Source organism: Actinoplanes sp. NPDC020271 (assembly GCF_044388125.1).
Taxonomy (GTDB): domain Bacteria; phylum Actinomycetota; class Actinomycetes; order Mycobacteriales; family Micromonosporaceae; genus Actinoplanes.
The window spans coordinates 69,941-88,717 of the sequence record NZ_JBIRWQ010000029.1 but is presented as its reverse complement, the minus strand read 5'-3'; the positions used below and the strand labels follow the sequence as shown (position 1 = coordinate 88,717).

The following is an 18,777-nucleotide window of genomic DNA, read 5'->3' as shown; positions in this document are numbered from 1 at the left end:
TCACCGTACGGCGGTGAGCGGCGGCCGTCGTCGTCCCGCGGCCGCCGCCCGGGGCGGGCTCAGTCGTCCGAGCCGTGCCCACCACGCCCGTGGTCGTCGGCCCGGCCGCGACTGCCGTGGTCGTCGCCGGCCTCGGTGCCGCGGGTCCGCGTGCCACCGTTGTCGTCGCCGGGCTCGGCGTGCCGGGTCCGCGTGCCACCGTTGTCGTCACCGGGCTCGGCGTGCCGGGTCCGCGTGCCACCGTTGTCGTCACCGGGCTCGGCAGCGCGAGTGCGGTTGCGGTTGCGGTCGCCGCCCTTGTCGTCGCCGGCCTCGTCGTGACGGCCACGGTCGTCCGACGCGGCGGGCGAGACGGCGGACGAGGCGGACGGCGACGCGGACGGCGACGCGGAGGCCGTGCCGCCCCCGTCGGCGGCGAGGGCGGTGCCGGCCACCCCGAAGGCGGCGAGAGCACCGGTGGCGACGAAGACAGCAGTACGGATCTTGAACATGTGCGGAACCTTCCAGTCGTTCGGACCCGCAAAGAATCACCGGGGGAGGGCTATGCGCACGCTGTCCGACAGTTAAGGCCGGGCTAAGAAGGTCGGGAAACCGTCCGGGGCCGGGGACTCGACGCTGCCGGGCGCGCACCGTGACGGCGTCATCGGTGCCGGCCCTTCGCACGGCTTCCTCCCGTACGGATGATGAGACGCAGCCGGGCGGCCGACCACGATGACCGGATGACGATGCGGCACGGCGTGAGTTGCCTCCTGGTCCTGCTGTTCGGCGCCGGTGTGCCGGCCGGGTGTGGCCGGTCGGCGGCACCGAGCCCGGCCGCGACCAGCCCGGCGGCCCGTGACCGCTCCGTGGTTGCGCTCGGTGACTCGGTGCCGCACGGCACGAACTGCGACTGCGTCCCGTACCCGTCGCTGACGGCTGACATGCTGAGCGCCGCCGGCGGGTCTCCGGTGACCGTCAGGAACGACTCGGTCAACGGCACCACGACCGACGGGGTGCTGCGCCGGCTCACGGGGTGACCGGGCCGTCGCGGCCGACGTCGCGGGCGCCGACGTGGTGGAGATCGAGGTCGGTGCGAACGACGTGGCGCACCGGGACTCGTGCGGCGCCACGCTGACGTGCTACTCCGCCGACGTGCCGCAGGTGGAGAAGAATCTCTCCGCGATCGTCGCCCGGGTGCACGAGCTGACCCCGGCCCGGGTGGTGCTGCTCGACTACTGGAGCGTCTGGCTGGGCGGAGCGTACGCGACGGCCGAGGGTGACGCCTACGTCGCGACCGCGCAGGAACTGACCGGCGAGATCAACGACGTCATCGCCTCGGTGGCGGCCGCCTCCGGCTCCGTTTACGTCGACCTGCGGGCCGCCTTCAAGGGACCCGACTACGCCTACGACGAGACGCATTACCTCTCGGACGACGGTGACCATCCGAACGCCGCCGGTCATCAGAGGATCGCCGAGGCCGTCGCCGCCGCGGTCGAACAGCAGAGCGCGGCATCACCGCGTGCGGGCCGCTGAACGGGCCTGCCGGTCAGGCCGGCTCGCCGAGGCGGCGGGTGGCCGGGCCCACCTCGGCGCGGCGGCACCGGCCGGGCTCGACGCCGTGGTCGTGCTGCCCGCGGGGCGAAGGGTCAGGCGTCGTTGAGCGCGGCGAGGCGGTCCACCAGCCGGTCGATCTCGCCGACGGTGTTGTGGACGTGCAGGCTCACCCGTACCGAGGTGGTCTTCTCGCCCTGTTCTCCCTGGCAGTGACCGTCGGCGCGGACCAGGAAGCCGTCGGCGGCCAGGATGAAGCCGAGGTCGTGCGAGCCGATCGTGCGGTGGCGGAACGTCACGATGCCCTGCCGGCGCTGGACCGTGGAGTCCGCGGCCAGGCTCGTCCGGCAGCCCAGCACCTCGTACCCGTTCAGGCCGGCGAGTGCGCCGGTCAGCCGCGCGCCGAGGTCCCGGGTCCACGCGGCGATCCGGTCCACCCCGGCCGCGTCGAGCCAGTCCAGGGCCGCGGTCAGGCTGACGATCCCGGCGGTGTTCGGGGTGCCCGGCCAGCCACCCGGCCGGAAGAGCGGGCCGCGCCGGTTCCGGGCCCAGATCGCGCCGGTGCCGGGCAGCGCCATCGCCTTGTGGCCGGAGAAGACCAGGAAGTCGGCGTCGAGCCCGGCGACCGACACCGGCAGGTGGCCGATGCTCTGCGCGGCGTCGAGGCAGATCGGGACGCCCGGGCCGGCCGCGGCCCGCAACCGGGACACGTGCATGTCGTTGCCGTAGACGTGGTGCACGTGGGTCGCCGCGATCATCCTGGTCCGGGGCGTCAGCAGGTCGGCCAGGCGGCCCGCGTCGTAGTCGTGGGCGGCGTCGTACGGCATCGGGATCAGCGTGACCCGGTCGCCCCGGGCCCGGGCCAGGGCCGCCACCTCCTGCCACGGCAGGATGTTGGCCTGGTGGTCGGCGTGCGCGACGACGATCTCGTCACCGTCGCGCAGTTGCGGGGCGAGCCAGTCGCGGGCGACGGCGCGCAGGCCCTCGGTGGCGCCGCTGACGAAGTGCACCCCGCTGCGGTCCGGTTCCGGGTCGCCGAGGAACGCGCGCAGCCGGTCGCGGGCCTGCTCGACGCGGGTGGTGGTGCGGTTCGCCCACGGGTAGGTGCCCCGGGCGGCGTTGGCGTTCTCGCCGGTCAGATACGTCATCACGGCGTCGAGGACCGGTTGCGGCTTCTGGGCGGTGGCGGCGCTGTCCAGGTAGGCGACGCCCGGGTTCGCCGTGATGATCGGGAACTGGGCGCGCAACTCCCGCTGCCAGGTGGTGAGCGAGTGATCAGTCACGGACGAGCTCGGCTCCGGCGTCGCGCCAGGCGATGATCCCGCCGGCCAGGGAGTGCACGTCCGGGTGGCCCATCCGGCGCAGCAGGGCCGCGTACCGCGCCGACTTCTCGCCGACCGGGCAGACCAGCAGGACGGGCCGGCGGCGGCTGAACGGCAGACCGGCGTGGAGCAGATCGGCGAACACCTCGTCGACCAGGTTGATCGAGCCGGCGATGTGCAGAGCCTGATACGCGTACGGGTTCCGCAGGTCAACCACCAGCGCATCCGTCGCGCCGAGCCAGCGCTGGGCGGCGTCGACCCCCATCGCCGGCGCGGCGGTGACCTCGGCGTCGGTCAGCGTACGCGTGGAGTTGCGCCGCGGCGGGCGGCCGAAGACCTCGGGGCGGCGGTCACGGACGTACGAAAGATAGCTCTCGATCCTGTCGCAGACGATGAACACGCAACTCTTGCGGCTGGTCAGGGCGGCGTCGACAGTCCGCAGGTGGCGAACCGCGCCGGCGAACGCGCCCCCACCGGTCGGCCCGCTGAGGATCCCGCAGCGCCGCGCGAGTGTGAGCAGCCCGTCGATGGCGTCCTGCGCGGTGACCGTGGCCATCGTGTCGTAGACGCCCGGGTCGAAGAGCCCGACCTCGTGCACCTCGTCGATCGTCCGGATCCCCGGGATGAAGTCGCTTTTCTCCGCGACCAGGCCCACCACTCGCACGTCCGGGTTGTGCTGGCGCAGCACCCGGGCCACGCCGGTCGACGAGCCGGCCGTGCCGACGCAGGCGACGAACCAGTCGGGGGCCTGGCCGTCGAGGTCCTTGACGATCTCCGGGCCGGTGCCGTGCACGTGGGCGTCGACGTTGCGCTGGTTGAAGTACTGGTCGGTGTGCAGGTAGCCGGTGCCGGAGGAGGCCAGCTGCCGGTGCATCAGGGTGAGCGGGTCGTCGGTGTCGGCCGGGTCGAGGCACTCGGACCGGCCGGGCAGCTCGTCGATCTCCGCGCCGAGCAGGAGCAGCAGCTCCTTGATCTCGGGCACCTTCATCCGGTTGGTGACGCTCCTGAACGGCAGGCCGTGCAGGCCGGCCAGCAGCGCGAGCGCCTTCGCGGTGTTGCCGCTGGAGAGCTCGACCACGGTGTCGCCGGACTGCGCGCCGGCCAGCAGCGGACGGGCCATGTTCCAGGCGGCGCGGTCCTTCACCGAGCCGAACGGGTTCAGCAGCTCCAGCTTGGCGTACAGGTCGATGTTGGCCAGGCCGTGCACGGCCGGATCGATCCGTACGAGCGGCGTGTCGCCGATCGCCTCGGTGATGTCGTCGTGTCTCACGGGACCTCCTGCCGGGTGTGGACCGGCCAGTACTGCTCGTCCAGGCACCACCGGCGGGCGCCGCCGGACCGGTAGACCGCGACTTTGCGGGCGATCGGCTGGTGCAGGGCGTGCGTGGCGCTGAAATCCATGACGTAGCCGGCGGTGTTGACGAAGGCGAGCAGGTCGCCGGGGCGCGGCACGATCGGCAGGTGCACCTTGCGCCGGGTGATCAGGTCGGACTCCAGGCAGAGGTTGCCGAAGAGGTAGACGCTCACCGGGCCGGCGCGGCGGTCTCCCGTCCGGGGGATCACGATCGGGTCCATCTGGACACCGTGTTCTTCGAGGCTGACGTCGCGAGCGTTGAGATCGAGCCCGATTCTTCCGTCATCGCTGGACAGGACGCGCGCCACGATCAGTCCGCACTGATCGAGCAGGGCGCGTCCGGGCTCGACGTCCAGGTCATACATGTGGTCCAGGAGCAGATCACCCAGTGGCCGTCCGCGTTCCGGGGCCGGCGTGCCGAGCAGGCGGTCGAGGTAGGCCGCGCCGGCAACGGGCCGATATGCCGGATACAACGCCAGATTGCCACGCAAGGTGCCGTTCTCCGACCGCAGGCCGTAGCCGTGGTTCTCCCAGGTCATCGGCGACCGCCGGCCCAGCACGGCCTGCCCCAGCTCGGAGGTCCAGCGATCCCACTCGGCGCCGTCGGCCAGGTAGTTCACCCCGAAGCCGCCGCCGATGTCGAGCGACCGCGGCCGCAGGCCCCGCGCCCGGCACTCGTCGAGCGCGACCAGGCAGTTCTCCATGGCGACGGCTTTCTCCGGCAGCCCGATGGTGTCCAGGTGATAGGCCATCCCGGTCAGCTCCAGGTGGTCGGCGCGTTTCTCCAGCAGGTCGAGCAGGTCGGCCAGCTCGCCGGCCGGGGTGCCGAAGCGGCTGCGCCGGGTCAGCACCCGCACGCCGGCCGAGGCGAAGCCGGACAACCGCAGCGTCACCGGCACCCGCGGCAGGCGGTGAGCGGCGACGATGCCGGCCAGCTCGGCCAGTTCGTCGTAGGAGTCGGCGCTGACCGTCACCCCGGTGCGGGCCGCCAGCCAGAGGAACTCGCGGCTCTTCGGCCCGGTCGCGACGATGCGGTCCGGGGTGAAGCCGGCGCTCAGCGCGTGCTGCAACTCGCCGAGCGAGGCCACGTCGACCCCGGTGTCACCGGCGGCGAGTTCGCGCAGCAGAGCACTCGAACGGTTCGCCTTGTGCGCGTAGTAGAGACGGCCGGACAGGCGGTGCCGGCGGAACGTCTCACGGAAGGCCGTGACGTTTTTCTGCAACCGTTGCGGCAGGACCACCGCGAGGGGTGAGCCCAGGGCATCGAGCAGTTCGGCCAGGTAGTCGCGGTCGTCGAGCAGGGACTGAATGGTCGTGTCGATTCTCGGCGTGAGACTGAGCATGTACGTCTCCCGAATTCACCGGCGCTTTTCTCAACGTATCCGACTGCGCGTTTACCCGCCAGCCGGGAAAGGGGTGAAAAAATGCGTCAACAGTTCTGTCCAAGATTTGTTACATACGCATTTGACAATTCATTCATTTCAAGCACCTTGCAAACCGTACGTACGTCTTGTTAGATGAGCACATGCGTGTGCTGCTCCTCGCCACGCTGGTGAACGCGTTCGGCAACGGTGCCTACCTGACCACCAGCGTGCTGTTCCTGACCACGGTCGCCGGGCTGAGCCCCGCGACGATCGCCACCGGGCTCAGCGCGGGCGCGGCCGCCGGGGTGCTCGCCGTCACGCCGCTCGGCTACCTGGCCGACCGCCACGGCCCGAAACGCCTGTCGATCCTGTCGATGATCGTGCTCGCCGGGGCGTACACCGCCCTGCTCGCGGTGCACTCGCTCGTCCCGTTCATCCTGCTGTCCTGCCTCGTCGCCGTCGGGACCGCGCTGGTCAAGAGCGCCAACGGGGCCCTCGCCGCCGGGTCCGGGCCGGCCGCGGAACGGCTCACGACGCGGGCCCGGCTGCGCACCATGACCAACGCCGGGATCGGGCTCGGCACCCTGGCCGGCAGCATCCCCTTGCTGATCCACACCCGATTCGCGTACGCCGTGATCCTGCTCATCAACGCGGCCACGTTCCTGCTGGCAGCCGCCCTGGTCGCGCGCGTCCCGGCCGTCGCTCCCCAGTCCACGCCGACCGGCGGCCCCCGCCTGGTCGCCCTGCGCGACCGCCCGTTCCTGGCGTTCGCCGCCCTCGACGGGCTGATCGCCAGCACGTACAACGACCTGCTCGGCATCGGCCTGCCCCTGTGGCTGGCGGCCGGCGCGCACGCCCCGCTCTGGCTGATCTCGGTCGCCCTGGTCATCAACACGGCCGGCTGTGTCCTGCTGCAGGTCCGGATGACCCGCGGCGTCGACGGTCTCCCCGCGGCCCGGAAGGTCGCCGTCCGCGGCAGCGCACTCGTCGCTCTGTCCTGCGCGATCTTCGCCGTCGCGGCCGGCCGCCCCGCGTGGCTCGCCGGAACCCTGATCGCCGCCGCCGCCGTCGTCCACGTCCTCGGCGAACTGTGGCTGTCCACCGGCAGCTGGGGCATCCTGTTCGAGATGGCGCCGGCCTGGGCGCAGGGCCAGTACCAGGGCGCCTACTTCGCCGGCCGCGGCCTGGGCGACATGGTCGCCCCGCCCCTGATCACCGCGTGCGTCCTCGGCCTGCACGCCGGCGGCTGGCTGGTCCTGGCCGCCCTCTTCGCCGCCGGCGGCCTGCTCTACCTCCCCCTGACCCGCTGGGCCACCACCACCCGCCCCGCCCCGGCTCCCCGGACCCCAGCCCCCGCTCGGCTTCTCCACGGGCCCGCCCCTGCCTCGCGGCGCGCCCGGCGCGAGCACCGCGCTGCCCCGGCCGCGGCCGAGAGGTCCGTCGGGACGCGCGAGCACCCCTGACAACCAGCCGGGATCTTGCCGCCGACCGCCCGGCCGGCTCCCCGCGATGCGTCCTCGACCCGGCAGCACCCCGGACACCCGCCCGGTCACCCCGGCCGGGCGTCCGAGGTGCCTCGTGCGGCCGGAAGGACGGCTGACGCCCAGCCGGAGCGGGCCGGCTGGGCGTCAGGGGTGTATCGCGGGACAGAACCTAGGGGTGGTAGCCCGGTGAGTGGACCTGGTGGACCGGGACTCCGCCGCGGACGCTGTTCAGGGTCGTGAGCCGGACGTTCTCCAGCGTTGTCCCGCCGTCGCTCGTGACGGCCAGCGACAGCGTGTTCCGGCCGCGCGTGTTCAGGATGCCGTTCGGCAGTACGAACGTGTGCTGCGGCCCCACGTCAGCGAGGTACTGACCCAGGTTCCACCCGTTCAGGAAGATCAGCACCCGGTACTTCCCGCCCTTGACCCCGGGCGTCCCGATCGTCAGCCCGATCGACGTGTCGTTCGCCGGCGGGACGCGCAGGTCGAAGCCGGTCCGGTACCAGGAGGTCCCGGCCGGTGAGGTGGCCGGCGGTGCCGTCCACGAGCGGTCGGGGAAGCCGGGCAGGGTCCACCCGTTGCGTTCCCCGTAGAGCCCGCCGTTGTTGACCACGCCGCGCACCGGGTCGGCCACCGCTCCCTGGATCTTCCAGGTCGCGGGGACGCCGGCCGAGATCAGCCCCCGCCCTTCCTTGTGGGCGTCGTTGACCCCGCCGTCCTCGTTGTGCGAGTCGTTGCGCACCATCACCGACAGTTCGTGGGCCCCGCCGGTCCGCAGCGTTTCCGGGATCGTGAACGTCGCGGTTCCCCGCGTCGGCGGTGCGGAGACGCCGGTGGCCAGCACGTTCTGTCCCAGGTAGGTTCCGTCGAGCCAGGCCTGGAGCATCCCGGCCCCGCCTCCGCCGTAGTCGAACGTGACGCTCTCCTGGCTTCCGTCGTAGTGTCCGCGGTACCAGACGTCCCCGTGGTGGAAGCCGTAGTCGTCGGCGGTCAGCACCGGCTGCCCCGCGGGCGGCTTGGTCGTGCTGTTCGTGCTGGTCAGGTTCGCGTCGACCCAGCCGGCGTCGGATTCGTGGGGTTCGGCCGACCACTTCCAGCGGTCGAGCGCGGGCAACGTGACCGGGGCGGGGCCGGGCACCGGGCCGGTGACGCGCCGGCCGTTCCAGGTCAGCGTGCGATAGGAGCGGGGCGCCCACACCCGCAGGGAGGTCGCCGACGAGGTGTCGCCGGTGAGCCGCAACTCGCCGCCGGCGAAACGGGCGTCGCGCAGCAGGGCGGGCCCTTGGACGAGCACATCACCGGACTTCCAGAACGTGTCGGCGGTCGACTGGCCGGCGATCAGCAGCGTGACCGCTTTCCGCCCGCCCCCGGAGATCCGCACCTCGGCGAGCCCGGCATGCGTGTAGGTGAGCTTGAGATCCCCGGTGGAGGCGTCGTAACTGCTGCTCACCGGCCCACTGACCACGGGAGCCGACGGATAGTCGAGCACGGTCTCGCCGGTCTCGCCGTCACGTCCGTACAGAAGCAGGGTTTGCGAGGTGTGGGTCATCAACTCCGACGTGGAGTAGACCAGGCGCTGCCCGGCGACGTCGTAGCCCGCGACCAGAATCTTGGCGTCCTGCCCGTTGAGGCGCAGCGGCACGGTGTAGTCACGCCCGTCGACGCTGATCGGGAACGTGAACGAGTCGTCGGTCCGCGCGCTCGACGGGTTGTGCATGGCGATCAGGAACTGGGTGCCGTCGTCCGGGTTGACGGGGTGGTAGACCTTCACGTTCGGTGCCGACGGGACGATGTCCGGGCCGCGGTCGATCTTCGTGATCGGCTCGGTGCTCTGCAGGAAGTAGCCGAGCTGGCGCATGGTGTTCGCCTTCGGCCGCAGGGACCGGTCCTCGGCGATGGCCGCGCCGTAGTCGTACGAGGTGTAGACGACGGGTGCGGGCAGCCAGCCCCACGACGTACCGCCGAAGGTCATGTAGAAATTCTGGATGCTGAGCCGATTGGCGATGTTGGTGCCGTAGAACACCCGCTCGTATCCGGGGCCCTGACGCTCGGCGGTGCAGGGGTACGTGCCGACGCTGCCCCAGTAGTCGAACCAGCCTCCGCCGAACTCGGCGACGAAACCGGGCGTGTTCGGTGACGCGGTCGCGCCGCCCTTGGCGCCGCCCGTGCCGTACATCCCCCAGTCGGGCGCGACCGACGGCGAGCCGACCGTGCCGTCGGTGCGGCAGGTGCCGCCGGGGTAGCCGTCGAAGGCGTACATGTCGACCGCGCCCTCGACGGTGCCGGTGACGCCGGACCCGGCCGGCACCCAGTAACCGTTGCGGCCCTTGTCGTTGTGGAAGACCGGAACGGTGATCCCGTCACTGCGCACCTTGTCGTAGAGGTGCTGCAGGTAGCGTTTCTGCGAGTCACCGGTCGCGGCCAGCTCGTTCTCGATCTGGTAGAGCACGATCGACCCGCCGCCGTCGGTGAGCTGGTGCTTCCTCAGGATCGTGTCGATGGCGCCGAGCCACTCGTCGCTCGCCGCGAGATAGTCGGGGGCGTCGCTGCGGGCACGCCCGGCCTGCGTGGTCAGCCAGCCGGGGAAGCCACCGGCGTCGACCTCGGCGTTGATGTAGGGGCCGGGGCGCGCGATCACGTAGAGCCCGACCTCCTCGGCGATGTCGAGCAGCCGGTCCATGTCACGCACGCCGCGGAAGTCGTAGACCCCGGGCGCCGGCGAGTGGTAACCCCAGTCGAAGTAGATGCTGGTCGCGTTGTAGCCGCTCGCCTTCATCTTCTGCAGGATGTCGCGCCACAGGTCCGGGCTGGGCAGCCGGTAGGGGTGGAACTCGCCCGACCAGACGAAGGTCCGCTTCCCGTCGATCATCAGCGAGTACTTGTCGTAGGCGATCGTGTGCGCCTGATGCTTCTGATGAGCGGCGGCCGGCTGCGCGGCGCAGATCACCATCAACAGAATTGCGATGGTACGCGCGAAGAAGCGCCTCATTTCACGATCCGCCCGCAGCTCGGCACCCAGCCGTCGGAGCCGCGCAGGAAATCGCTGATCTCGTTCGTGGCGGCCTCGGCACGGGTCAGCTGCGGACGGTCCGCGGACGGCAGAGCGCCCGGCCCGTAGTTGCGGTACTCCGCGAACCGCGCGTCGTGCCACGGCCACGTCCCGAAGTCGCTCCACGCGGTGGCGCCGATGTGGTCGCCGATCCACGAGTCGCGGATGATCGTCTGCCCGATCGCGTTCGGGTCGTTGCTCGGGTGCCACGGCCGGCCCAGGTACACCGTGCCGGCGGGCGCGTCCGAGGTGAACCGGCACCGGCTGAACAGGAAGCCGTGCGGGTTCGCGACGTCGGTGCTCGGCGCGGTGACGTACCCGTTGGGGGTGCTGCCGCGGTCCAGCGAGTGGATCCGGCAGCGGGCGAAGACCGCGGTCGCGCGCCCGAAGATGAAGTCGACGTCGCCCTCGACGTAACAGTCCCGGAAGTACGCGCGAGCGATCACGCCCGCCGCGGTGCTGTTGACGTAGAGCGTGTCCTGGTTGGCCACGAACCGCACCCGGTCGAAGACCAGCCGGTCGGCGCGCGTCAGTACGGCCACCGCCTGCCGGTTGGTGATCTCCGGGTGCGCGACCTCGTCGAACAGGTTCGCGAAGGTCAGGTTCGTGGCGCGGAAGTCGGCACCGTTCAGCGTCACCGACGCGCTGCCCGACGTGCCCCACGGCGTCCCGTCCGGTTTCAGCGTCCCGTTGGCCCGGTCGTCGGCGATCACCACGTCCTCGGGCCGGCGCCCGAGCCCACGGAGTTCGAGGAACGTCCGGTCCGCGGGCACGATCACCTGACCTCGATGGATTCCGGGACGAAGCCCGATGGTGTACGGCGTGAGCGCACCGGCGGGTGCCGCGTCCACCGCGGACTGGATGCTCGTGCCGGGCTCGACGATCACGTCCGGCCGGCGCTGGGCGGCCAGTGCCGGGGCGGGCCAGGCAACCGCACCGAGGGCCGCTGCGGAAAGGAGGGTTCGTCGGCGCATGGTCGCCTCCGGGCTGGGGGAAAGGGCTTTCCTTCGGACGACCGTAGGCGACCTCATCCAGAGTCGTCAATCATCTCCGGCGTAACACGTCGGCAATACCCGTGATAGCTTGAGGCCACATCACATCGAGCGGCACCGATGACCCATCCCCGTCGTCGAAGCGCTTCGACGAGCCGGTCGCCGGTGCTGCCATCCCCCGAGGAGGCGCTTGATGCGCAAACTACGGATCCTGGTGGCCGCGTGGGTCGCCGCCGCGCTGCTGTTCGCCGCCCCGCAGGCCGCGTACGCCGCGGTCTGGGGTTCCTCCGACCAGTGGGCCACCTGGAGCAACGGCGGTTACACGCTGTACAACAACATCTGGGGCAGCGGGGCCGGGCCGCAGAGCATCTGGGCGAACTCGTACAGCAACTGGGGCGTCTGGGCGAACCACCCGAACACCGGCGGGGTGAAGGCGTACCCGAACGCCGGCAAGAGCGTGAACAAGAGGTTGAGCGCGCTCGGCAGCGCCACCAGCAGCTTCAACGTGACCGTCCCGAGCAGCGGGGCGTACACCACCGCGTACGACATCTGGGCGAACGACAACGCGTACGAGATCATGCTCTGGATGAACCGGACGGGCGCGGTCGGACCGATCGGGTCGCTGCAGACCTCCGTCACGGTCGGTGGCCATTCGTGGAACGTCTACAGCGGGTCGAACGGCGCGAACGCGGTGTACTCCTTCGTCCGCACGAGCAACACCAGCGCCGGCACGGTCGACATCAAGGCGATCATGAACTGGATCAGGAGCAAGGGCTGGTTCGGGGACGTGACGCTGGGCAACATCCAGTTCGGCTACGAGATCACGTCGTCGAGCGGTGGCCTGAACTTCGTCACCAACAGCTACTCGGCCTCCGCGAGCTGACACACCGCTGGGGCCCGGCCGGCGCTGCCCGGCCGGGCCCCAGCGGTCGAACGCGACTGCCGGAACACCCCTCGCACCCGGCCGCGGCGTGACCGGCGGCCGGGGCGGGGTCAGGCAGGGGTGAGGATCAGGGCGGCGTTCTGGCCGCCGAAGCCGAACGACGTGCTCAGCGCCGGCGCCCAGCGGGCCTGCCGGGGGCGGTCGACCACCACGTTCAGGTCGATCGCCGGGTCGAGCTTGTCGAGGTTGGCGACCGGCGGGAGCAGGCCGCGCTCCAGCGACATGACCACCCCGGCCGCCTCGATCGCCCCGGCCGCGCCCATCGCATGGCCGATCACGCCCTTGAACGCGGTGACCGGTGGCATCAGGCCGCCGAACACCTCGCCGAGCGCCGCCGCCTCGATCACGTCGTTCATGGGTGTGCTGGTGGCGTGGGCGTTGACGTGCCCGATGTCGGCCGGGGTGAGCCCGGCGTCGGCGAGCGCGGCCCGGATCGCCCGGACGGCGCCGCGGCCCTCCGGGTGCGGGGCGGTGATGTGGTGCGCGTCCGCGGAAGCGCCGTACCCGGCCAGGTAGGCGCGGACCTCGGCCCCGCGCGCCCGGGCGTCGTCGGCTCGTTCCAGCACGAGCACCCCGGCGCCCTCGCCGAGCACGAACCCGTCCCGGTCCAGGTCGAACGGCCGGGACGCCAGGTGCGGCTCGTCGCCGCGGGTGGAGAGCGCCCCGATCCGGGCGAAGGACGCGGCCGACGTACGGCTGCGGCCGGACTCCGCCCCACCGGCCACGACGACGTCACACGCCCCGGAGAGCAGCAGGTCACGGGCCACGCCGAGCGCGTGCGCCCCGGAGGCGCAGGCGCTGCTGACGGTGAAGCACGGCCCCTGCGTGCCGAGATCGAGCGCGGCTTCGGCGGCGGCCATGTTCGGCAGGGTCCGCGGCAGCGCGAACGGGGACACCCGGTCGGGCTGGCCGCCGAGGACCATCGCGACCGCGGATTCGGTGCCGCTCATGCTGCTGGCGCCGACCCCGAGGACTACGGCGACCCGCTCGGGTTCCCAGAGCGTGGGGCCCAGGCCGGCATCGGCTACGGCTTCCCGGGCGGCGGCGACCGCGAACCGGCCGAACGGGTCGAGCCGCCGGTTGAGCCGGTGCCCGAGCAGGGCCACGCCGTCGAAGTCACCGACCCGGCAGCTGAACGCGACCGGCAGGCCGTCGAGGTCCGGGTCCGGTGCGGCCACGGAACGGCCTGCGATCAGGCCGGCCCAGGTGGCGGCGGTGCCCACTCCGGCCGGGGTGATCAGACCGAGGCCGGTCACCGCCACGGCCTCGCGGGCGCTCATCGGTTCCCGGCCAGGATCCAGGGAGTGTCATGCCGTTCCGGTGTGCGCGCGTACGAGGAGTCCATCCTCCAGCACCTTTCCTGTGTTCCGGGGGAGACGAGCCTCGGTCACGCGACGTGGCGGAGGCCGCGCGGCACCGTCCGCCTGGTGAGCCGGGGTAACGAGTGACCGCTGCACCAGCATTGCAATCTCCGCATAACGTGACAAATCAGACACGCCGTGCGGTGAACATGGCATGCCCCCCCGAGCCGGCCGGTGCCGGAACTGATCGGGCCGCGCCTCGGCAGCGACCCGATCGCTTTCAGCCGGCCGGCTTCTCCCCTGGGCCCGGGACGTTCCAGGCCGGTGGGGCACTGCGCCAATGATCGTCGGACGGCAGGGTGTTCTGGTCCTGCTCCCCGGGGGACCCCACCCGCCGTACCGCGGAATGCTCCTCGGCCGGAACCGGAGGCGGCGCGGAAGCCGGCAGCGGACCCGGAGCCTCTGGCGCCGCGGAAGCCGGCGGCGCGGGCGGCGCGACAACCCCGGAGGGCGCCGGCGGCACGGGCGGCGCGACCACCCCGGGCGGCGCCGGCGGCACGGGCGGCGCGACCACCCCGGGCGGCGCCGGGTGCTCGGACGGCGCGACCACCCCGGGCGGCGCCGGGTCCACTGCGGACGCCACGGGCGCCAGGTCCGAGGTGGGATCGGAGTCGGTCACCGGCTCCGGGTCGCTCGGCGCCCAGGCGAACGACAGGGCCGACCCCACCAGCGTGAACAGCAGGCCGAGGATGAACCCGCCCATGTTCGAGGTGATGAACGAGCCCAGCGCACAGAGCAGCGCGATCAGCGAGTAGAAGATCCGCTGAGCCGGGTTGAACAAGAGCAGCACGCCCAGGATCACGATCACCCACGGGACCAGGTAACCGATGAAGTTCTGCATCCCGACGTGCAGCACGACGCCCAGCGGCGCCCAGACCGTGAAGAGGATCTCCGCCCCGCCGAGCAGCACGAACAGCCCGCCCCAGAACGGGCGGGTGCGCCGCCAGTCGCGGAAACCCCGCCAGGCGCGAGTGCCTGGCGAGGCCCGGTGGTGCGTGATGCCGGACACGGTCAGCAGCCGTCGCCGGTGAACGACATGTGCAGGCTGGGCAGCTTGAACGTGGCCGCGGTGGTGGCGTAGTTGTTCTGCCGCAGGTTGGTCAGCGTGACCTCGTCGGCCTGCTGGCCGAAGACGCCGATCGCGCCCTTCTTGCCGGGGACCGCGTCGAGCGTGCTGGCGTCCCGGCCGATCTCGATCGACTTGAAGTCGGCGTTCGCGGTGATCAGGTCGGAGTCGACGACGAGCGTGTCGGCGGTGACCTTGTTCGTCGGGCTGCCCGCGGTGATCTTCAGGTTGATGCCGCCGAGCGCGATGCTCTGGCACAGCCCGTCGAGCTCGGCGTCGCGGATCGCGGAGACGATGACCAGCACCTGGCCACCGGTGTCACCCGCGTTGGGGCTGCCCTCGACCATGTTGTCCATCTCCGCGTACTGCGCGAAGCCGTAACCGTGGAGTTTGGGCGAGGTGACGACGAACGGCATGCCGGAGATCGAGAAGGAGGCCGCGAGCACCCCCTGACCGGTCAGCAGCACCAGACCGGCGGTCGCCGCGAGGCCACCGAGCAGCATCGCGGTGAACCGGCGCCAGCGGGTGCGGCCGTGACGTATGGCGGACATGCGCTCTCCTTTGCGGGCGTTTGCGCCGGTCACGGCACTGCGGATGCCGTTCCGGCGAGATTATTCGCAGATCTCGATGGATTTCGGCGAAGTTACGCCTCAGTAACGAGAGGCGTCAAGCGCAGCGGCCCGCATTCCAGTCAGTGAAAAACCTCGCCGGTATCTGATGCCGCGCACGGCGGCACGACCCGCTCACCGGCGGGCCGCACGGTCAGCTCGGCGGCGGCACTCTCGCGCCCCACGAACGGCGCCATCATGAAGTAGCCCAGCATCGGCGCCAGCCCGGGCAACTCGGCGACGCGACCGGCCGAGACGTGGCCGTAGATGGTCGAGTAGACCCCGCCGACCACGGTGTCGACCAGCCCCTCCGGCACTTCGGGGGCCTCGGCGAAGAACCGGGCGAAACGGCCCAGCAGCTCGGTGCGCTCCCGCCGGGCGAGCGGGCCGGCCGCGTCGATCTCCACGATCGCCATCGTGGCGAACGCGGGCACACCGGCGAGCACGTCGAGCAGCACCTTCAGCGCGGCGCGCGCGCCGGTGCGCCAGTCGCCGGCCCCGGCATACGCGTCGTCCATGAACCGCAGCAGCAGACTCGTCCCGTGCCGGTACGTGTCCAGGAACGCGTCCTCCTTGCCGGCGAAGAGCGCGTAGAACGCCGGGCGGGTCACCCCGGCCGCCGTGCAGATGTCGCTGACCCGGGCACTCGCGTAGCCCTTCTCGGCAACCGTGTGCACCAGCGCGTCGTAGAGCCGCTCCCGCTGGGTCGCGGCCACGGCCTCGGGCGTCATCGAGCGCGGACCGCGTTTGATCGCCCGGGCGGGGTCCCGGCCGGCGCGTGCGCCCGGCAGCGGGCTGATTACGGAATTCGTCATCGTCGTCCCTCAATGTCTTGACATGACATACCGCTGGGGTTTCTCATACGTCCACGGATCTCGATGGTGCACGAAGCGGGTCATCCCAGTATCACCTCCCGCTCAAGCCCCCGGAACGCTGCGGAAACGTCCGGGCCCCGATCCCAACGAGGTATTTCGAAGGAGTGGCGCCATGACAGCGTCACGGCTGAAATCCGCCCTCGCCATGATCGCCACCGCAGCCGCGGTCGTGGCCCTCACCCCCGGGGTCGCCCGGGCCGCCGCCTACGACGGGCTGGAGAACTGCCCGCTCACCGCGGCGACCATGAAGGACCCGACGAACCTGCAGGTCGGCTGCGTCCAATCGGTCACCAACGGCGGCAGCGTCACCATCGGCAGCAACGTCGTGCCGTTCACCAGCCCGATCACCGTCCAGTTCGGCGTCTACTGGCCGGCGTCCGCGCCGACCCGGCAGTTCCCGGACGGCAGCGAGGCCAACGTCTACTCGACCGTCCCGGCGGCCAGGGGCAAGACGCTGGTGGCCAAGCCGCTGCAGGTCAGCATTCCCGGCATCGCCAACATCATCCCGGGCGTGACCAGCGTGTTCGCCCAGGTCGAGCTGGCCGGGCCGATCACCGAGTTCGTGCCGCTGGCCACCGGCGAGAACACCCCGGTGTTCGTGCTGCCGATCAAACTGCACCTGTACAACGCGCTGTTCGGCGCGAAGTGCTACATCGGATCGGACACCAGCCCGATCAAGTTCAGCCCGACCACCGGGACGACCAGCCCCCCGCCGCCGAACCAGCCGGTCACCGGCGACTCCGGCACCATCACCATCGAGCAGGACGCGAACGGCTACCAGACCCTCGGCGTCGGCCTCGCCGGCGCGAAGCTGGTCGACAATGCGTACTCGGTACCGAAGGCGAACGGCTGCGGCCTGATCCCGGGCAGCCTCGACGGGCTGATCAACCTGGCCTTCGGCCTGCCCAGCGCGGCCGGCAAGAACGCGGTGGTGTTCAGCGGCAACAACACCACGATCGCACTCTCCCCCAGCCTCGACGACCTCACCCAGGCGCTCGCCGCCTCCTAGGAAAGGTGCACCCCCATGCACGTCAAGAACCGCATCGCCGCCGCCGTCGTCACCGGCGCGGCCGCATCTCTGCTGCTCACCGCCCCGGCCCTGGCCGACGACACGGCGGTCCTGACCACCGGCACGCTGGCCGGCCCGGCCGTCGCCGCCGGTGACACCATCTCGGCGTCGATCGTCTCCGGCGCCAAGGCCGTCTTCGCCACCGCGGCCGGCGGCTCGAACGGCATGAAGTGCGCCGCGTCCAGCTTCAGCGCGGCCGTCAACGACAACCCGGTCGCACCCGGCGCCGCGGCGCTCGGCTCCACCCTCGCCGTCTCCAGCTGCACGATCAGCGGCGTACCCGGGGTCACCGGCGTCAACAGCGTCACGATCAACAATCAGCCCTACGCCACCACGGTCGCCAGCGACGGCACCGTGACGGTCACCGGCACCGACGCGGCGCCGATCTCCGCCACCCTCAACCTGAAGACCCTGCTCGGCTCGGTGACCTGCGTCTTCGTCGCCAACGGCAACGCGATCTCGGCCGTCGCCGACAACACCGACAACTCGATCACCTTCACCGACCAGCAGTTCAACAAGACGACCGGGCCGTCGGCGTGCGTCGCCAACGGCTTCTTCACCGCCAAGTACACGCCCGTGGTGACCTCGGCGGGCGCCCCGGTCTTCGTCAACTGAGTCCCCCGGCGGTCGCGTCCCCCGCGCCGGCCGCCGGCTCCCGGGGCCCTGCCCGCGTCACCACGGCAGGGCCCCGGCTTCAACCCCAGGTGCCCGTACGTCGTGAGCCCGGCCCCGCCCGTCCGCCTTCGCGAGGCCGGCGCGGGGTCACGGTGGTCGCCGCGACGCAGCCCTCCGGCTGGTTCCCACCGTGGTGATCAAGCTTGAATGACCACGGTGAGAACCGGCCGGACGGGTGCGTCGCGCTAGTCACCGCAGTCCGTTGCCCACCTCGCGGGCGGGCGTGGGGACGGGCGGGCTCACGGCGTACGCGCACCTGGGGTTGATCCCGGGGTTCAGGGTTTCCGGGCGACGCCGCCGTAGAGGGCCACCTGGGCGTCGGTGAACGGCACGTCCTGCTCCGGGCGCCAGCGCAGGATCGGGACGACGCCCGGCTCGACCAGGTCGAGACCGTCGAAGAAGCGGGTCACCTCGTCGTGATCGCGCAGGCGGGCCGGGATGCCCTGGGCGCGCATCACCTCGGTGAACCGCGCCCACGACTCGGGGTCGTAGTCGGCGGTGATGTGCGACAGGACGAGGTAGCTGCCGGACGGGACGGCGGCCATGATCCGGCGGACGATCGTGTACGGGTCGTCGGCGTCCTCGAGGAAGTGCAGGATCGCGAAGAGCAACACCCCGACCGGCTGATCCAGGTCGAGGGTCTCCCGCAGCTCGGGGGCGGCCAGGATCTCGTCGACGCGGCGCAGGTCACCGTCGACGTAGGCGGTCCGGCCCTGCGGAGCGCTGGTCAGCAGCGCGCGGGCGTGGGCGAGCACCAGTTGGTCGTTGTCGGCGTAGACGATCCGCGACTCGGGGGCGGCGGCCTGCGCGACCTCGTGCACGTTCGGCGAGGTGGGCAGCCCGGTGCCGATGTCCAGGAACTGGCGGATCCCCTGCGCGGCGAGGAACCGCACGGTGCGCTGGAGGAACGCGCGGTTCTGCCGGGGCGCGGTGGCGGCGTTCGGGTTGACCTCGAGGCCCTGCTCGGCGGCGGCCCGGTCGGCGGCGAAGTTGTCCTTCCCGCCCAGCAGCACGTCGTAGACCCGGGCCGGATGTGGTCGTCCGGTGTCCAGCGGCTCGGTCACGGTCCCCTCCCGACAGTTCGACTG

General features: G+C 71.5%; 16 protein-coding genes and 1 pseudogene. 6 read left to right on the top strand and 11 right to left on the bottom strand.

Features of this window, described 5'->3' with window-relative positions; translation table 11 throughout:
- Positions 1–59: 59 nt before the first annotated feature.
- Positions 60–491: a hypothetical protein gene (locus ACH442_RS39980; RefSeq protein ID WP_396343342.1), complete on the bottom strand. Its 432-nt coding sequence runs from the start codon at positions 489–491 to the stop codon at positions 60–62.
- 228 nt (positions 492–719) lie between these two features.
- Between ACH442_RS39980 and ACH442_RS39975 the strand changes: the two genes are divergently transcribed.
- The gene (locus ACH442_RS39975; protein ID WP_396343341.1) at positions 720–1,016 is read left to right on the top strand and encodes a hypothetical protein; all 297 of its coding nucleotides are present in this window, start codon (positions 720–722) and stop codon (positions 1,014–1,016) included.
- A 22-nt stretch (positions 1,017–1,038) separates the two neighbouring features.
- Positions 1,039–1,512, top strand: a pseudogene (locus ACH442_RS39970) (SGNH/GDSL hydrolase family protein); the annotation flags it as partial.
- A gap of 113 nt (positions 1,513–1,625) precedes the next feature.
- Here the strand turns inward: ACH442_RS39970 and ACH442_RS39965 are convergent.
- The 3 genes from ACH442_RS39965 to ACH442_RS39955 are packed head-to-tail and all read right to left on the bottom strand — an operon-like array spanning position 1,626 to position 5,549.
- Positions 1,626–2,813, bottom strand: a complete 1,188-nt coding sequence (locus ACH442_RS39965) for an aminotransferase class V-fold PLP-dependent enzyme (protein ID WP_396343340.1) — start codon at positions 2,811–2,813, stop codon at positions 1,626–1,628.
- Positions 2,806–4,122 (bottom strand): pyridoxal-phosphate dependent enzyme, encoded by a 1,317-nt coding sequence (locus ACH442_RS39960; RefSeq protein WP_396343339.1) that lies wholly within the window; start codon positions 4,120–4,122, stop codon positions 2,806–2,808. Before ACH442_RS39960 ends, ACH442_RS39965 begins: the two co-directional genes overlap by 8 nt.
- Complete coding sequence (locus ACH442_RS39955) at positions 4,119–5,549, bottom strand: Y4yA family PLP-dependent enzyme (protein ID WP_396343338.1); 1,431 nt, start codon at positions 5,547–5,549, stop codon at positions 4,119–4,121. The genes ACH442_RS39960 and ACH442_RS39955 overlap by 4 nt, the downstream gene beginning before the upstream one ends.
- A gap of 182 nt (positions 5,550–5,731) precedes the next feature.
- On the opposite strand from ACH442_RS39955, the gene ACH442_RS39950 reads away from it, so the two are divergent.
- Positions 5,732–7,033 carry an MFS transporter gene (locus ACH442_RS39950; RefSeq protein WP_396343337.1) on the top strand — a complete coding sequence of 434 codons (1,302 nt, stop codon included), beginning with the start codon at positions 5,732–5,734 and terminating at the stop codon, positions 7,031–7,033.
- Between the two features lie 190 nt (positions 7,034–7,223).
- Here the strand turns inward: ACH442_RS39950 and ACH442_RS39945 are convergent, their stop codons facing one another.
- Positions 7,224–10,040 carry a beta-galactosidase gene (locus tag ACH442_RS39945; RefSeq protein ID WP_396343336.1) on the bottom strand — a complete coding sequence of 939 codons (2,817 nt, stop codon included), beginning with the start codon at positions 10,038–10,040 and terminating at the stop codon, positions 7,224–7,226.
- Positions 10,037–11,074, bottom strand: coding sequence for a pectinesterase family protein (locus ACH442_RS39940; protein WP_396343335.1), 1,038 nt, complete (start codon positions 11,072–11,074; stop codon positions 10,037–10,039). The genes ACH442_RS39945 and ACH442_RS39940 overlap by 4 nt, the downstream gene beginning before the upstream one ends.
- A 211-nt stretch (positions 11,075–11,285) precedes the next feature.
- Between ACH442_RS39940 and ACH442_RS39935 the strand changes: the two genes are divergently transcribed.
- On the top strand, positions 11,286–11,975 hold the full coding sequence (locus tag ACH442_RS39935) for a hypothetical protein (RefSeq protein ID WP_396343334.1): 690 nt from the start codon (positions 11,286–11,288) through the stop codon (positions 11,973–11,975).
- Between the two features lie 110 nt (positions 11,976–12,085).
- Here ACH442_RS39935 and ACH442_RS39930 read toward each other — a convergent pair whose 3' ends face one another.
- The 4 genes from ACH442_RS39930 to ACH442_RS39915 form a co-directional block, all read right to left on the bottom strand.
- The gene (locus ACH442_RS39930) at positions 12,086–13,315 is read right to left on the bottom strand and encodes a beta-ketoacyl-[acyl-carrier-protein] synthase family protein (RefSeq protein WP_396343333.1); all 1,230 of its coding nucleotides are present in this window, start codon (positions 13,313–13,315) and stop codon (positions 12,086–12,088) included.
- Between the two features lie 301 nt (positions 13,316–13,616).
- Positions 13,617–14,405 (bottom strand): DUF6114 domain-containing protein, encoded by a 789-nt coding sequence (locus ACH442_RS39925; RefSeq protein ID WP_396343332.1) that lies wholly within the window; start codon positions 14,403–14,405, stop codon positions 13,617–13,619.
- A 2-nt stretch (positions 14,406–14,407) separates the two neighbouring features.
- Positions 14,408–15,013, bottom strand: coding sequence for a DUF6230 family protein (locus ACH442_RS39920; RefSeq protein WP_396343331.1), 606 nt, complete (start codon positions 15,011–15,013; stop codon positions 14,408–14,410).
- 140 nt (positions 15,014–15,153) lie between these two features.
- Positions 15,154–15,885 (bottom strand): TetR/AcrR family transcriptional regulator, encoded by a 732-nt coding sequence (locus ACH442_RS39915; protein ID WP_396343330.1) that lies wholly within the window; start codon positions 15,883–15,885, stop codon positions 15,154–15,156.
- Positions 15,886–16,057: 172 nt separating this feature from the next.
- On the opposite strand from ACH442_RS39915, the gene ACH442_RS39910 reads away from it, so the two are divergent.
- On the top strand, positions 16,058–16,954 hold the full coding sequence (locus ACH442_RS39910) for a hypothetical protein (RefSeq protein ID WP_396343329.1): 897 nt from the start codon (positions 16,058–16,060) through the stop codon (positions 16,952–16,954).
- Positions 16,955–16,969: 15 nt separating this feature from the next.
- Positions 16,970–17,629 carry a Tat pathway signal sequence domain protein gene (locus tag ACH442_RS39905; RefSeq protein WP_396343328.1) on the top strand — a complete coding sequence of 220 codons (660 nt, stop codon included), beginning with the start codon at positions 16,970–16,972 and terminating at the stop codon, positions 17,627–17,629.
- Between the two features lie 335 nt (positions 17,630–17,964).
- Here the strand turns inward: ACH442_RS39905 and ACH442_RS39900 are convergent, their stop codons facing one another.
- Positions 17,965–18,753: an SAM-dependent methyltransferase gene (locus ACH442_RS39900; protein WP_396343327.1), complete on the bottom strand. Its 789-nt coding sequence runs from the start codon at positions 18,751–18,753 to the stop codon at positions 17,965–17,967.
- Positions 18,754–18,777: the final 24 nt, after the last annotated feature.

Excerpts from the sequence above, each read along its gene's own strand:
- ACH442_RS39980 (WP_396343342.1), bottom strand. The coding sequence starts at position 491 with ATGTTCAAGATCCGTACTGCTGTCTTCGTCGCCACCGGTGCTCTCGCC.
- ACH442_RS39955 (WP_396343338.1), bottom strand. The coding sequence starts at position 5,549 with ATGCTCAGTCTCACGCCGAGAATCGACACGACCATTCAGTCCCTGCTC.
- ACH442_RS39920 (WP_396343331.1), bottom strand. The coding sequence starts at position 15,013 with ATGTCCGCCATACGTCACGGCCGCACCCGCTGGCGCCGGTTCACCGCG.
- ACH442_RS39910 (WP_396343329.1), top strand. The coding sequence starts at position 16,058 with ATGACAGCGTCACGGCTGAAATCCGCCCTCGCCATGATCGCCACCGCA.
- ACH442_RS39930 (WP_396343333.1), bottom strand. The coding sequence starts at position 13,315 with ATGAGCGCCCGCGAGGCCGTGGCGGTGACCGGCCTCGGTCTGATCACC.
- ACH442_RS39935 (WP_396343334.1), top strand. The coding sequence starts at position 11,286 with ATGCGCAAACTACGGATCCTGGTGGCCGCGTGGGTCGCCGCCGCGCTG.
- ACH442_RS39945 (WP_396343336.1), bottom strand. The coding sequence starts at position 10,040 with ATGAGGCGCTTCTTCGCGCGTACCATCGCAATTCTGTTGATGGTGATC.
- ACH442_RS39975 (WP_396343341.1), top strand. The coding sequence starts at position 720 with ATGACGATGCGGCACGGCGTGAGTTGCCTCCTGGTCCTGCTGTTCGGC.
- ACH442_RS39950 (WP_396343337.1), top strand. The coding sequence starts at position 5,732 with ATGCGTGTGCTGCTCCTCGCCACGCTGGTGAACGCGTTCGGCAACGGT.
- ACH442_RS39915 (WP_396343330.1), bottom strand. The coding sequence starts at position 15,885 with ATGACGAATTCCGTAATCAGCCCGCTGCCGGGCGCACGCGCCGGCCGG.
- ACH442_RS39905 (WP_396343328.1), top strand. The coding sequence starts at position 16,970 with ATGCACGTCAAGAACCGCATCGCCGCCGCCGTCGTCACCGGCGCGGCC.
- ACH442_RS39940 (WP_396343335.1), bottom strand. The coding sequence starts at position 11,074 with ATGCGCCGACGAACCCTCCTTTCCGCAGCGGCCCTCGGTGCGGTTGCC.